Here is a 13,687-nt window from a genome sequence, read left to right as displayed (position 1 = left end):
GTTTCGGGGCTTTCGCCCGAACAATTCAATAACTGAGCAAAGACTTTTTGCCCACTAGCAGGGACCTCACAGGGGCCCTGTTAGGTCCCTGAAATCTCCTTGGTTAGTTCTTACCAGGCCCCCTGGGAGGTCCAAGTCAATTATTGAAAGATCCAAGCTCAAAGGAACAGTTATAGTTACAACCGATAATTTACTTTCACTTATTTTTGAAAATTCAAAAACACGACTTATCTTTGAGGTGTAGGAAAAAAAGTATGAAACTGGAAGAAGCGCAACAGCAATTCATAGCCTCCTGGGGGGCATTTGGCTCGCATTGGGGCATTAACCGCACCATGGCACAAATTCATGCCTTGTTAATGATCAGTGCCGACCCATTGAGCCAGGACGATATTATGGAAAAGCTTTCAATTAGCCGTGGCAATGTGAACATGAACATCCGCGACCTTATTGATTGGGGCCTTGTAAGCCGTATCATTATTCCAGGCGAGCGTAAAGAGTTCTTCTCTGCCGAAAAAGACATTTGGAAGGTAGCCACCCAAATAGTAAAAGAGCGCAAGAAAAGGGAGTTGGACCCTATGCTGCGACTGTTTGATCAGCTGGAAGAAGTGGAAGGCGATAAAAAAGACAAGAACATAAAGCAGTTTACCGAAACTGTAAGCAACATCAGAAAATTTGGTTTACAGGCCGATAAAATGCTCGAAATGATGATCAAGGCCGATGAGAATTGGTTTCTGGGTAACCTGTTGAAAATGTTTAAATAACATTATTGATGGACAGTCTTGTTATTTGGGAATAATATAAAAATCCAAATTGCAAGCTCCAAGAACCAAAAAATAAAACCGAAATACAAAACCCAATTTGACAGCTTACGATACTATTACATAATTCACGGTTTGAAGTAAACAATCTCAAGTTCACTTATTGAAATCCTGAAATAGCGAATGCCCGCATTTTATAACGATGCCTGTATTTGTGGACAATAAACTGAGAACTGTGAACTAGAAACCTGAATCCAGAAACTATTGATCTTGGATTCTAAAAGTAACCTCCTAAACAAACACCCTACTAATAGATAGAACCGGTTTACCGGTTTTTATTTAGCCATACACTTTCACTAATTTCTGAAATTATGGAAAACAACGACAAAATTCTGGTGTACGATGACGCCTGTCCCCTTTGCGTTGCTTATACCAGTGCCTTTGTAAAAGCGGGCTTATTAACTGCCGAAGGCCGCCAATCTTTTTCCGATGTATCGGCCGAACTGCTGCATACGATCAATTACCAACGTAGTAAAAATGAAATCCCCCTGCTCGATCCGGTTACCAATAAAGTATGGTATGGCATTGATGCCCTGCTCGAAATATTAGGTTCAAAATGCCCTGTCATAAAAACCATTGGCCATTATAAACCGGTTAACTGGTTGCTGAAGAAACTATACAGCTTTATATCCTACAACCGCAAAGTGATAGTTGCCGCCAAGGCTTCGCCGTTAAAGATCGATTGTTCACCATCTTTCAACCTGTTTTACCGGGTATTGTTCATGCTTGTGTTTTTGATTGCCAATACGATCATGCTTTACCCTGTTCACCAGCACCTGTTATCAAAAATTCCGGAGTATTCTTTAACTGGCAGTCAGTTGTTTCTGGTGCATACGGTTATGGTAGCCATCAATTGCATACTGGCTTTGTTCCTGCCTAAACAAACAGCCATTGATTACCTGGGGCAGGTAAATATGCTCACCTTAGTAACCAATTTATTACTGCTGCCTTTGTTAATTACAGGTGCTTATTTAAATCTGCACAATTGGGTAAACTACCTGTACCTGGGGCTACTCACCATTGTGATCTTTAATGAGTATTTCAGGCGTATGGATTATGCCGGCATCCTTAACCGGCATAAAATGATCATGGCCATTAACCTGGTTTGCGTAATTGGTTTGTTCGTTTGCCTGTTTGTTCGTTTTCAATAAAACCTAATTTATATGAAACACAAAAAAATTGTCATTGCAGGCGGTACAGGTTTTATAGCCCAGGCAATGGCCCGGTATTTCGGAAAAGATAATCATGTGATCTTACTTACCCGTAAAGCCGTAAGCACTCAAAATAATAATTACAATCACAAGCTTATAAAAGCAGCGGATGGTTATAACATCACCTATTGGCGTTGGGATTGCGAGCATGTAGAAAAGCACTGGTTACAGGAGGTAGATGGAGCCGATATTGTAATAAACCTGGCCGGCAAAACGGTGAACTGCCGTTATACCGAAAAGAACAAACGGGAGATCATTAACAGCCGTACCCAGGCTACCAAAACCATTGGCGAGGCCATCAGGCAATGTGTTGTTCCGCCCAAACTATGGATCAACGCTTCGTCGGCTACCATTTATAAACATACTACCAATAAACCCAACGATGAATTTACCGGGTTAATAAGCGATGCTAAAAATGATAATATGCCCTACTCTCTTCTCGACCGTTTGCGTTACCGTTACAAGAAAGCCGTAATACAATTACGTGAAGGAAAGAACAATTATAAATATAATGACCTCGATACCGATTTTTCGGTAAAGGTTTGCAAAAGCTGGGAGCATGCCTTGTTTGAACAGCGCACACCCTTTACCCGTAAAATTGCGTTGCGTACTGCCATTACATTAGGGCATGGCGGTGTTATGGTACCTTATTATAACCTGCTAAAAATGGGTTTAGGCGGTTGCCAGGGCGATGGCCGTCAAATGTATAGCTGGATACACATTGAGGACCTTTGCCGGATTGTTGAATGGAGTTTTGAGCACAACGATATGGAAGGCATATATAACTGCAGCGCACCTAATGCGGTTACGAACGAAGTTTTTATGAAAACCCTTCGCCTTGCAACAGGCCATGTGCTGGGTTTGCGGGCGCCAGCCTGGTTGCTTGAATGTGGTGCAAAACTGTTGGGCACCGAAACTGAACTGATTCTGAAAAGCCGTTGGGTATATCCGGCCAAACTTCTGCAATCGGGTTTTGTATTCAGGTATAACGTATTGGAACACGCGCTTACCAATATCATACGCAATACACCCGTACAGAAGTACCACCTGTTTCAAAAGCAGTTGGTCCATTGTTAGCGAAATGTTATAGTTTTGAGATACAACCATTTGAGTAAGCGGCTTGTTATATAACTATGGAAAAAGATAATAAAAAAACACTGGTATTGGGTGCATCGGAAAACCCTTCGCGTTATAGTTTTTTGGCTATTAACAGCTTACGTAAGCATCAGCATGCAGTGGCAGCCATTGGCCGAAAGAACGGCCGGGTACTAGATGTTGATATAACCACTGAGAAAAAACCACTTGAAACGGTTGATACAGTTACCCTGTACCTAAACCCAACCCACCAGAAAGAATACTACGATTATATACTATCGCTGCGTCCCAAACGCATTATATTTAATCCCGGTACAGAAAACGCTGAGCTGTACGACCTTGCTAAAAGTAATGGCATACAACCATTGGAAGCCTGCACTTTAGTGATGCTAAGCACGGGGCAGTACTAGTAGACCTTAGTAAATCCACTTAGTAATTACTTTAACTTTCACTATATATTTCGATTATTCATTCCCAGTAAAATATCCGCATAGCATTTTCGTTCTACATTCGTATTGGAATTAAGCGACAGACGATCCAATACACCCTAAGGCCCATACCAACGTAATCCGAGATCCGAACACTAAAACCCGTACATTATGAAAAACCTAAATGCTGCTGGGCTCTTAGTGGCATGCATCTTTGCATTCCAATCGCTATCTGCCCAACAGGAAACCGTTAACCCTAAGCTAACCCTATTGAAGGCAAAAACACTTGCACAGTTACCTTCAAAGCTGGAATGCAATACGCCAGCATTACAAAGTCTTTCACAGCTTAGAAAATCTGATAAAGTAGCTCTCAACCTTGGCAATTTCGAATTTGCCGGTGAGTTGGTAGAAAGCATACGTCCATCGGCAGGTGTGCAAAGTATGAACATACGTTCAACCAGTATGCCTGGCGCCATGTGCACCGTATCGGTAATTACCCAGAACGATAATACACAGAAACTGGTTGGCAGGATCATTAATCCGCAATCGGATGAAGTGATGGTACTAACGGAAGAAAACAACCGATACTATTGGGTAAAGAAACCGAAAGCGCATTTCTTAGTTAATTAACCTTGATCCATTAATTAACCTTACCTATGATCCGCTACCTCTGAAACCGCAGGAACACTATTTAACTTAACATCCAAATCATCCTTTGATCCATGAAAACCATCTTTTCCGTACTGTTTGCACTATGTATTGCAGCAGGGGCAAATGCTCAGGTGCCTTTGTTAAACAGTTACCCAACGGCCAGGGCCACTATTTTCCTGGACTTTGACGGACAATATGTAACCGGAACCGCCTGGAACTGGAATGGTGCCATCAATGCACAGCCTTCGGGTTTTAATACCGATGGCATGATAGAAATATTCAACCGGGTTTCAGAAGACTATCGCATTTTCAATATCAACATCACTACCGATTCAACCGTATATGCAGCGGCCCCCATTAAACAACGTACGCGGGTTATTATTACCCCTACTTATCAATGGTATGGCGGCGGCGTAGGCGGTGTAGCCTTTGTAGGCTCATTTAGCTGGGGCGATAATCACCCTTGCTTTGTATTCAGCAACCTGCTGGGCACCAATCCTAAATACGTAGCTGAAGCCGCTTCACACGAAGCAGGCCATACGTTAGGATTACAACACCAAAGCGCCTATACTACGGCCTGTATGAAAACCGAATACAACCCCGGCGATGGCAACGGAGAAACAAGCTGGGCGCCTATTATGGGTGTAGGTTATTACAGAAACCTCACTACCTGGCATTACGGCCCCAATACATATGCCTGTGATTATTATCAGGATGACCTGGCCATTATTTCGGGCGCTACCAATGGTTTTGGATACCGCACCGACGATATTGGTAATACACTCATTTCAGCTACTTCAGTAGGCTTTGCCTCTACTGGCTTTAGCACTACCGGCTTAATTAATTCGGGGACAGATAAAGATGTTTTCAAATTCACATTACCTGCCGCAACCTATGTTCACTTAAATGCCATACCCCAAAGCGTAGGTACAAAAGGCTTTACAAATGCAGGTGCCAACCTCGATATAAAACTCAGCCTTCTCAATAATAAAGGCGATACCATAGGACAATACAATCCAATAGGCGCAGTGAATGCCGGTCTTGATAGCAATTTGAACAGTGGTACTTACTATGTGGTGGTGGAAGGAACAGCAAACGATCACCTGGCTAAAAATGAAAGCCTTGGCTATTATGCTATAGAAGCTTCGCCTTTGACCATATTACCAGTACACCGGTTAACATTGAATGGTAAAGCCAATGAAGGTACACATGAGCTAAGCTGGACGTACGAAGCCGATGAAGCCGTTCAACACATTGAGATCCAGAATTCGAAAGACGGTGTGCAATTTGAAACCTTGGCCCAGGTAAGCGCAGGGACCAAAACATTCACCTGGAAACCGTTAGCTGATAATACGCCTTTCTATCGCGTACGTGTGATCACATCGGCCGATGAAAAATCATTCTATTCAAATATCATCAACTTACGTGAGAAGGCCGCCAACAATGCCTCGGTAAGAATAATGAGCACTGTGGTTGTTAATTCAATTTCAGTAACCAGCGACAAAGACGCCAACTACCAGGTTCTGGATGGTACAGGCCGGCTTTTACAACGCGGCAAACTGGTTACCGGAACAAATAACATCGATATAACAAATGCACAAAAAGGCCTGATCCTCCTTCGTATACAAGGCGAAAACGCCACAAATACCTGGAAGTTAATAAAACAATAATAGTCATCTGATTTGGTGAACAACGGGTTTTTCGGTAAATTACGAAAACCCGTTTCACTATGATGTTATGGAGAAAATTTAATGGCGACCCGATTGACCTGCCAATCATCGATGCCGTTGAAAATGCTATCAAACGCGAAACCGAAAAGGGATATAACCTTAAGGTTTGCATTGGCACCGATAGTCAGGTAAAGGGGGCAGAAACAGAATTTGCTACAGTGATTGTTTTCCTGCGCGAAGGCCATGGTGGCTTTATGTTCATTCACAACGAAAAAACCAGGAAGCAATACAGTATCAAAGAACGGATGCTGGTTGAAGTGGCCAAAAGCATTGAAATTGCTTACGACCTTTGCCACCTGTTCACCTCGTATAATGTAGACATGGAAGTGCACGCGGATATAAACACTAATCCGCATTTCAAAAGTAACGATGCACTGAAAGAAGCCATGGGCTACATACTGGGGATGGGGTTTGCATTTAAAGCCAAACCCGAAGCTTTTGCCAGTAGCAGCTGCGCCAACAAAGTAGTTAACTGATAAACCCTCACGCTGTAAACGGAGGGTTTTTTAATGTTTAGTTGTGAAGCATTCACAACTCAGGGGCATTGTCGCCCTAAAAAGTTCCCAGCTCCCCAGGACATGGTAGTGATACAATACTTTAATCGTTGTTCTCTGATTGTGCCACTTCCTTGTTACAGTCTTCAATAAACTGAAGCATTTTATCGCGGCCCATTTTCTTTTCGGCGCTGGTCACAAAATTACGGGGCAAAAACTGCCAGGTCTCTCGCATAGCATCCAAAAAGTCTTTTACATTTTTAGCTACCACACGCTGGGTTTCTTTATCGGCTTTGGTAAATGCCAGGCAAAAAGGAACTTCCCATTTGCCTAACTGATTTACAAAGTCAAGATCTAACTTTTGAGGACTATGGCGGCTGTCAATCAGCACAAATACATTCACCAGGTTTTCGCGCTTGCGCAGGTAATTTTCTATCATTTGCTCCCAATTTCTGCGTTGGCTTTGCGATACTTTGGCAAATCCGTAACCGGGCAAATCAACCAGGTACCAGGCATCTGGTTTACCTGCAGTAGTAGTACCACTGAAGCTTTTAATATCAAAATGATTTATTAGCTGGGTTTTACCGGGTGAGCCCGATGTTTTTGCCAGCTTATGGTTATCGCACAGCATGTTTATCAACGACGACTTGCCCACGTTACTTCTTCCAATAAAGGCATACTCGGGCCGGTCGGCCTTTGGGCATTTTGTATACTCCGGACTACTTATTAAGTAGGTGGCTGATTGAATGATCATGCTGCAAGATAATCAAAAGGCAATGGGCAATTTACAATTGGCAAATGTTGCCCATTCCCGGGCTGCCGAAAATTCGCGAATTTTCGATTTGCCAATTGCTTATTGCTTATTGTCTATTGTTAACCGCTTTGTGAAATCCTTATTGACCTGAAAACTGCAAACTGTTTATATTTGCCGCCCATGGCAAAGTATTCACACGATAAAATAGTGCCGTTCAGCGACTCTGAGCAAACGAAAAAAGAGCAGGTAGCGGCCATGTTCGATAAAATAGCCTTTCGTTACGATTTTTTGAACCGGTTCCTTTCAGGTGGTATCGATGTTTGGTGGCGTAAACGCGCAATTGCCGAGTTAAAAGAAATAAAACCCCGCCTGGTGCTCGATGTGGCTACCGGAACGGCCGACTTAGCCATTATGACCAGTAAGTATTTGCAACCTGAAAAAATAACTGGCATAGATATTTCGGAAGGAATGCTCAATTTGGGGCGCCAGAAGATTGATAAATTATTGTTATCTAAGCAAATAGAATTGTTAAAGGGCGATAGCGAGGCAATAAACTTCCCCGATGCAACGTTTGATGCCATTACCGTTGCCTTTGGTGTGCGGAACTTCGAAAACCTTGCAAAAGGGCTTTCCGAAATGTTCAGGGTACTAAAGCCTGGCGGTAAAGTAGTTATACTTGAATTTTCGAAACCCCGTAAAACGGGATTCAAGAGTTTATACAATTTGTACATGAACGTTATTGCGCCGCGCGCGGGGCAATGGCTGGGCAAGAACAAAGACGCGTATCAATATTTAAATCAATCAATTAAAGCATTTCCCGAAGGCGAAACATTTTTACATATTTTACAACAAGTTGGGTTTACAAATACAACACTAAAACGGCTGAGTTTAGGAATATGTACTATTTATTGCGGCAGAAAAGCCAGTTAAAAAGATGGGCAGCAGGGATATTGCTATTGATCGGTTGTCAACAGGTAAACGCTCAATTACGCGATGCGTTAAATCTCCCCGATCACGATGATAAAAAGTATTATCTGGGTATTGGCCTTATTTACAATAATGCCAGGTTCCAGGTAAGCCAGCACCCCCAGTTTTTATCGAATGACAGCGTTATGGTGGTTGAACCGGAAAACGTAGGCGGTTTTGGTTTGGCGGGTATACATACCCTTCGCCTATCGCCACGGTTTGAGGTACGCGCTATTTTTCCTCAGTTGTTATTCGCTTATAAGAATCTCACCTACCACATAAAATATCCCGACGCCAGTAAGAACGAATCGGCTATAATGACCAAAAAGGTTGAAAGTATTTTGTTAGGCGTACCGGTGCATATTAAATTCCGCAGCGACCGCATTAACAACTTTAGGGTATACATGTTTGGGGGTGGTAAGTTCGAATATGACCTGGCCTCCAATAGTACAGCCCGCAAGGCAGAAGACCTGGTAAAGCTGAAAAAATATGATTTTGGGGTAGAAGCAGGTATCGGGTTCAACTTTTACTTCCCGGTATTTATTCTGTCGCCTGAGATCAAGGTAAGCAACGGCATCTCAAACATTCACTCACGTGACGTAAATCTTAAGTATTCGAGCTCTATTGACAAGCTGAACTCACGCATGATCGTGTTTTCGCTTATTTTTGAAGGTTAAAGCGAACGCACAACCTTCACATATAAAAAAGCCTCTGCTTGTTATCAGCTTGCTGGTAGCAATTATATATGCCTGTAACCATGGCGACAGAACAATACACAAACTGCTCAGCCCAGGCGCCCTAAAAGCCTAACGGCTCACATTTTACGTACTTCTACTAAAATATACTAACGCTTTTCTACTACATTTGCCCTAAACCCTTTCTGCCTGATTAGAAACCAATCATACCTGACTTTTGTTGGCCTGCTCTTGTATTGTAGTATAACAACTGCCTATGGGCAAAACCGGCAGATAAAGCAGGATAGCCTAAGAAAACGGCTGGCAGCCCAACCCAATGATACGATAAGGGTGAAGCTGCTCAATAGCCTTGCCTCCACATATTTTCAAACCAGTGCCGACTCCCTCAATCATTATTCTTTACAGGCCCTTCAACTGGCGAAAAAAATAGCTTACCGCCGCGGTGAGGCCGACGCGGAGGCAAACCAGGCATCCTGGTACAGGCTAAAAGGCGATTATACAACTGCCATAAATAAATTACAACACGCAATAAAAATATACGAGGAACAACACAATCTCATATCAGCAGGTGACAATTACCTCGAAATTGCCCAGGTATATAAAGACATGGGGGGCGACTCAAAAACGCTGGAGTACATTAACAAAGGCATTTACTATAGCAAACATGCCTACAACCTGTTCAAGGACATTCACGATACCATAGGTTTGGTTGAAAGCCTGAACGAGTGTGGCATTTTGTACCGGGATATTGCCAAATCAAACGGCCGTAAAGATTATTACGATTCTGCGTTTACTGTATATACACAGGCAGTTGACCTTATCCAGCGATCGGGTAAAGCCAGAAAAAGCATCAGCAAACTGTACAATAACATAAGCCAGGTTTACAACGAGTACTACAAAGATTATAAAAAGGCGCTTGACTATTTATTCAGGGCCGAAGCAGAGAATAAGGCAAACAACAACCTCAACAGCCTTTCTTTTAACTACGGCAATATTTCACTTGCCTATACCAAATTGAACCAGCCCGGCAAATCGCTTTTATACGCTCGTAAAATGCTCGAAACCTCGCGCCAGCTCAATCGGCCCGAAAGAATGCGGAATGCCTATAATTCCATGTATAATGCATTTGCAGCCGCCAATCGTTTCGATTCCGCCTTACATTACTTCAAGCTGGCCGATGCGCTCGACGACTCATTGAACAATGTTGCTAAGACAAATGAAGTAATTGGTCTGCAAACAAAATATGAGACCGGGAAAAAAGAATTAGAGATCACCCGCCTGCACACCGAAAGCCTTGCCAAAAACAAACAGATCGTAATGTTGGTGGCTACCCTGGTAATATTCGCTTTGCTTATGGCATTTATGGGCTGGCTATACCATCGCAACAGAAAACAACAACTGCAAATCACCGCACAGTCAAGGAAGCTGGAGATAATGATGAAAGAGCTTCACCACCGTGTAAAGAACAACCTGCAAATAGTAAGCAGCCTGTTAAGTTTGCAAACCTATAAAGTGCAGGATGAAGAAGCCGTACTGGTATTGAAGGAAAGCCAGCAACGCGTACAGGCCATGAGCTTTATTCATCAGCGGCTATACAAAACCGAGTCGCTTACTGAGGTGAATATGAAAGAATACCTTACCGACCTGGCAGAATCGCTGGTATCATCGTACGGTTATAACCGCAACGAGTTTGACCTGCATATTTCAGTTGAAAAAGAAATGCTCGATATTGATAAAGCACTGCCCATTGGGCTTATTATAAATGAACTGGTGACCAACTCACTAAAGTATGCATATAGCACTATTTACCGTCCTTCGCTGAACATTACACTCAAACAGGAAGAAGCGAAACTTATTTGCACCATCAAAGACAACGGCATTGGCATTGATGAACAGCAATGGAAACAAAAAAAGAATTCGTTTGGCAAACAACTCATCACCGCTTTATGCAAACAGCTCAGGGCACAGCAAACACTACTGGTAAATGAAGGAACTGAGTTTACAATAACAATACCCCAAATAGCAGCCTAACCAATTATGCCGGCCGAAAAAATAAACATACTAATTGTAGAAGATGAAAGCATTGTAGCCCTCGACCTGGCCAATGGCCTTGAACACGATGGTTATAATATAGCCGGCATTGCCGATAATGCCGAAGAAGCACAACAGTTGTTTGCCGATAATGAGGTAGACATTATTTTAATGGATGTAAATATCATTGGCGAAAAGGACGGCATAGATACTGCCGTTGAAATATTGAAACAAAAGGCCGTACCCATTATTTACCTCACTGCCTTTACCGATGCGGCCACCATCGATCGCATAAAGAAAACACACCCCGCGGCATTCTTATCAAAACCCTATAGCCTTACCAATGTACGTATTGCCATTGACCTGGCCGTGAACAATTTTGCCGTTGCAAATGAACAACAATCAACCGGTAAGATCATTCCACTCGATAAAGACAGCAATCGAAACACCTCCTCTCCCGAACGGGAAATGATCCTTCGAATGAACGATCATATTTTTGTAAAGAACAATTATGCGTTTGTAAAATTAAAGCTCAACGATCTGTTGTATGTTGAGGCCGACAATAATTACATCTCCATCGTTACTTCAGAAAAAAAGTTCCTGCTGCGGCTATCGCTGAACCAATTGCTCGATAAGATCAATTATAAAGCCCTGGTACGCATTCATCGTTCTTACGCGGTAAACATCAATACCATACAGTCGTTCAACGAACAGGAAGTTGAAATAAACCAACATCATTTGCCAATAGGGAGAAATTATAAGGAAGAATTTATGAAACATTTCGATTTCAGATAACCCGCCCCACCACACCAAACATTCACATACAAATTCACGTCATTTACATACAAATGGCCGCGCCGCACCCTTTTGCACGTTAGCTTAGCAGCCATTAAACCAACACCCACAAAAAGGAAAAGGCAACATAAACAGGGTTTATAACTTATTCGTACCAGGCGTTCTGATATTTTAACAGGTGTACTTAAAAGTAGTGGTTCCAATGGTGATACCCTATAAACCCTTCTCGGTGTATCACCGATGAAAAAGAAGTCCCGCTAAAAGCGGGACTATTTTATTATAAGTATGTATGTGATTGGAGTTCTAATAATCGTACTCTCTTCTAAACATATTCATTCTAATACCTGCCGAAATAACAGCAGTCTTTCTCTCGGGCACTTCAGCAATGCTTGTCTTTAAATTCCTTATTAAAGCAGAAGCTTCGAGGAACAGGTTTTCTTTTACCTCATACGATACCAGCACCTGGGCGTTTATACCTGTTGACCGCGGACCTGTCGGCAACTTATATCCATAATCGCCTGAACGGGTTGTATACGCTTTAAAAATGTCAGTACCAAAATTACTGCCGGCGGTATCTGTACCCTGCTTCCAAACAATAAGCCGGGCCGAAGTTGTCCATTTAGGATGTGGCTGATATTTTACTATCCCAATTGCCTCTACAAAATTAGCACCCAGCGGGTGCGCCATAGGCTGATTGTAATGTGTGTAGTTTGCAAGGCTGTCGAAATGAGAATAAGTGAACGGCCGTACCATGTTTATTTCCCCCTGCAGATCGAGATTTTTAACCCCCAGGGCGTTAATGTATTTGGCGCCTGCCTGTATACCAAACTTATTAGCCCACCAGCCTTTGCCCGATTTTAATTCACCCACTTTAAGTTCATCGAGTAGTAACTGTCCGTATAGCTGAACACGTTTAGCTATATTCGCCTTTAGATCAAAACCAACAAAAGCGTTATCAGAACTTCCTTCCTGCTGCTCGGCCAAACGCAAAAAGATAACCGGATTCAGGTAACTGAATTCAAAATGATTTCTACGACCAAACACTACCCCTTCAAAAATGCCAATATTCAACCATTTGGCAACGTCCATACTTAAATGGTGCATGGATACATATTTTTTATCGAGCGTTTTATTACCTGCGTTAATGCCAATAGTTTGCGGCACCAGCTCGGTAAACAGGTTCATATAATTGAACTTCCAAATACGGGTATTGATCTTTAAGAACAAATAGCTGTTACCAAAATCGCTCAGGAACAAACTGCGATAGCCATTACCAATAAAATTCTTATCATATCCAAACTGAAAATCGAGGTACTTGGCGGCGGTGAAGTTGATAGAACCACGGGCATCAATGTAATCAGTAGCCGTTTTTTTAAATACTTTATAAAACCCGTTACCCGGCACTGCGTTGAAAGCAATTATTCTATCCTGTACAAAAAGCGGGGCTCGCTCCTGGTTATCGGTCATATAAGCAGAAAAACCGATCTTTTTAGCGATCAGGCCACGAACAGCAAGCCCTTTTGTATTTACAAATAGCTGGTCATCTGAATGCTCTTCGTTCTCAACTGAAAGCTGTTGCTGAAACACGGGGTTAACGGTAAAGAAAAAGTCCTTTACATTTACCTCCAGCAGGTTTGCCTTGGTTTTATAAAAAGTATTCCACAAACTTTTTTTGCTATAAAAATCGCTGGTATCGGTACCGGTCACCCACTCTGAATTATTCATAAGTAAGCTGCGCAAATTATATTCATCAACCTTCGACAAAAGGTTACCGTTCGCTTTTTGAATCGAATCAGCAGATTCTGCTATACGTACAGCTATTTTCCGGCTAAAGGGTTTTACAGTGTTCAGGTTCAGATCGTCATTGGTTTGAAGTAAAATTTCCAGGCGGTTTAACAGGGTTTGGTGCTTGTTGCCCTGTGGCAAATACGTTGATTGAGCAACCACCCCAAACGGAATTAATAAAAACAATAAGGGGACAATGGTTTTTATAATATATTGCATGGCCAGTATTTAAAA

Annotated in this window: 13 protein-coding genes; 11 read left to right on the top strand and 2 right to left on the bottom strand. The window is 42.4% G+C overall.

From position 1 onward, the window contains the following. Window positions 1–254 precede the first annotated feature (254 nt). The 7 genes from GGD38_RS25850 to GGD38_RS25820 all read left to right on the top strand — a co-directional run bounded on the left by GGD38_RS25850 (window position 255) and on the right by GGD38_RS25820 (window position 6,409). Window positions 255–761: a GbsR/MarR family transcriptional regulator gene (locus tag GGD38_RS25850; RefSeq protein WP_375296706.1), complete on the top strand. Its 507-nt coding sequence runs from the start codon at window positions 255–257 to the stop codon at window positions 759–761. A gap of 368 nt (window positions 762–1,129) precedes the next feature. After that, window positions 1,130–1,969, top strand: coding sequence for a hypothetical protein (locus GGD38_RS25845; RefSeq protein WP_375296707.1), 840 nt, complete (start codon window positions 1,130–1,132; stop codon window positions 1,967–1,969). A gap of 12 nt (window positions 1,970–1,981) precedes the next feature. Next, a complete protein-coding gene (locus GGD38_RS25840; RefSeq protein ID WP_375296708.1) occupies window positions 1,982–3,106 on the top strand; it encodes an epimerase in 1,125 nt (374 codons plus the stop codon). A 56-nt stretch (window positions 3,107–3,162) separates the two neighbouring features. Further along, window positions 3,163–3,534, top strand: coding sequence for a CoA-binding protein (locus GGD38_RS25835; RefSeq protein ID WP_375296709.1), 372 nt, complete (start codon window positions 3,163–3,165; stop codon window positions 3,532–3,534). A 189-nt stretch (window positions 3,535–3,723) separates the two neighbouring features. Further along, on the top strand, window positions 3,724–4,182 hold the full coding sequence (locus tag GGD38_RS25830) for a hypothetical protein (RefSeq protein WP_375296710.1): 459 nt from the start codon (window positions 3,724–3,726) through the stop codon (window positions 4,180–4,182). Window positions 4,183–4,274: 92 nt separating this feature from the next. Continuing rightward, window positions 4,275–5,873: a T9SS type A sorting domain-containing protein gene (locus tag GGD38_RS25825; protein ID WP_375296711.1), complete on the top strand. Its 1,599-nt coding sequence runs from the start codon at window positions 4,275–4,277 to the stop codon at window positions 5,871–5,873. 62 nt (window positions 5,874–5,935) lie between these two features. Next, on the top strand, window positions 5,936–6,409 hold the full coding sequence (locus GGD38_RS25820; protein ID WP_375303697.1) for a ribonuclease H-like YkuK family protein: 474 nt from the start codon (window positions 5,936–5,938) through the stop codon (window positions 6,407–6,409). A 121-nt stretch (window positions 6,410–6,530) separates the two neighbouring features. Here GGD38_RS25820 and yihA read toward each other — a convergent pair whose 3' ends face one another. Continuing rightward, window positions 6,531–7,181, bottom strand: a complete 651-nt coding sequence (gene yihA, locus GGD38_RS25815; protein WP_375296712.1) for a ribosome biogenesis GTP-binding protein YihA/YsxC — start codon at window positions 7,179–7,181, stop codon at window positions 6,531–6,533. A 180-nt stretch (window positions 7,182–7,361) separates the two neighbouring features. On the opposite strand from yihA, the gene ubiE reads away from it, so the two are divergent. The 4 genes from ubiE (at window position 7,362) to GGD38_RS25795 (ending at window position 11,668) form a co-directional block, all read left to right on the top strand. Continuing rightward, window positions 7,362–8,111 carry a bifunctional demethylmenaquinone methyltransferase/2-methoxy-6-polyprenyl-1,4-benzoquinol methylase UbiE gene (gene ubiE, locus GGD38_RS25810; protein ID WP_375296713.1) on the top strand — a complete coding sequence of 250 codons (750 nt, stop codon included), beginning with the start codon at window positions 7,362–7,364 and terminating at the stop codon, window positions 8,109–8,111. Next, the gene (locus GGD38_RS25805; protein WP_375296714.1) at window positions 8,078–8,824 is read left to right on the top strand and encodes an outer membrane beta-barrel protein; all 747 of its coding nucleotides are present in this window, start codon (window positions 8,078–8,080) and stop codon (window positions 8,822–8,824) included. Before ubiE ends, GGD38_RS25805 begins: the two co-directional genes overlap by 34 nt. Before the next feature lie 249 nt (window positions 8,825–9,073). Beyond that, on the top strand, window positions 9,074–10,873 hold the full coding sequence (locus GGD38_RS25800; RefSeq protein WP_375296715.1) for a sensor histidine kinase: 1,800 nt from the start codon (window positions 9,074–9,076) through the stop codon (window positions 10,871–10,873). A 6-nt stretch (window positions 10,874–10,879) separates the two neighbouring features. Then, window positions 10,880–11,668: a LytTR family transcriptional regulator DNA-binding domain-containing protein gene (locus GGD38_RS25795; protein WP_375296716.1), complete on the top strand. Its 789-nt coding sequence runs from the start codon at window positions 10,880–10,882 to the stop codon at window positions 11,666–11,668. 303 nt (window positions 11,669–11,971) lie between these two features. Here GGD38_RS25795 and GGD38_RS25790 read toward each other — a convergent pair whose 3' ends face one another. Continuing rightward, window positions 11,972–13,672, bottom strand: coding sequence for a hypothetical protein (locus GGD38_RS25790; protein ID WP_375296717.1), 1,701 nt, complete (start codon window positions 13,670–13,672; stop codon window positions 11,972–11,974). Between the last annotated feature and the right edge of the window lie 15 nt (window positions 13,673–13,687).

Source organism: Niastella sp. OAS944 (genome assembly GCA_024809215.1).
Classification (GTDB): domain Bacteria; phylum Bacteroidota; class Bacteroidia; order Chitinophagales; family Chitinophagaceae; genus Niastella.
Note: the sequence above shows the minus strand (reverse complement) of the source record. Positions and strands in the feature narration are given on the sequence as shown.

What these genes read in the sequence shown, in the direction of transcription:
- GGD38_RS25850 (WP_375296706.1), top strand. Translation starts at nt 255, where the DNA reads ATGAAACTGGAAGAAGCGCAACAGCAATTCATAGCCTCCTGGGGGGCA.
- GGD38_RS25845 (WP_375296707.1), top strand. Translation starts at nt 1,130, where the DNA reads ATGGAAAACAACGACAAAATTCTGGTGTACGATGACGCCTGTCCCCTT.
- GGD38_RS25840 (WP_375296708.1), top strand. Translation starts at nt 1,982, where the DNA reads ATGAAACACAAAAAAATTGTCATTGCAGGCGGTACAGGTTTTATAGCC.
- GGD38_RS25835 (WP_375296709.1), top strand. Translation starts at nt 3,163, where the DNA reads ATGGAAAAAGATAATAAAAAAACACTGGTATTGGGTGCATCGGAAAAC.
- GGD38_RS25830 (WP_375296710.1), top strand. Translation starts at nt 3,724, where the DNA reads ATGAAAAACCTAAATGCTGCTGGGCTCTTAGTGGCATGCATCTTTGCA.
- GGD38_RS25825 (WP_375296711.1), top strand. Translation starts at nt 4,275, where the DNA reads ATGAAAACCATCTTTTCCGTACTGTTTGCACTATGTATTGCAGCAGGG.
- GGD38_RS25820 (WP_375303697.1), top strand. Translation starts at nt 5,936, where the DNA reads ATGTTATGGAGAAAATTTAATGGCGACCCGATTGACCTGCCAATCATC.
- yihA (WP_375296712.1), bottom strand. Translation starts at nt 7,181, where the DNA reads ATGATCATTCAATCAGCCACCTACTTAATAAGTAGTCCGGAGTATACA.
- ubiE (WP_375296713.1), top strand. Translation starts at nt 7,362, where the DNA reads ATGGCAAAGTATTCACACGATAAAATAGTGCCGTTCAGCGACTCTGAG.
- GGD38_RS25805 (WP_375296714.1), top strand. Translation starts at nt 8,078, where the DNA reads ATGTACTATTTATTGCGGCAGAAAAGCCAGTTAAAAAGATGGGCAGCA.
- GGD38_RS25795 (WP_375296716.1), top strand. Translation starts at nt 10,880, where the DNA reads ATGCCGGCCGAAAAAATAAACATACTAATTGTAGAAGATGAAAGCATT.
- GGD38_RS25790 (WP_375296717.1), bottom strand. Translation starts at nt 13,672, where the DNA reads ATGCAATATATTATAAAAACCATTGTCCCCTTATTGTTTTTATTAATT.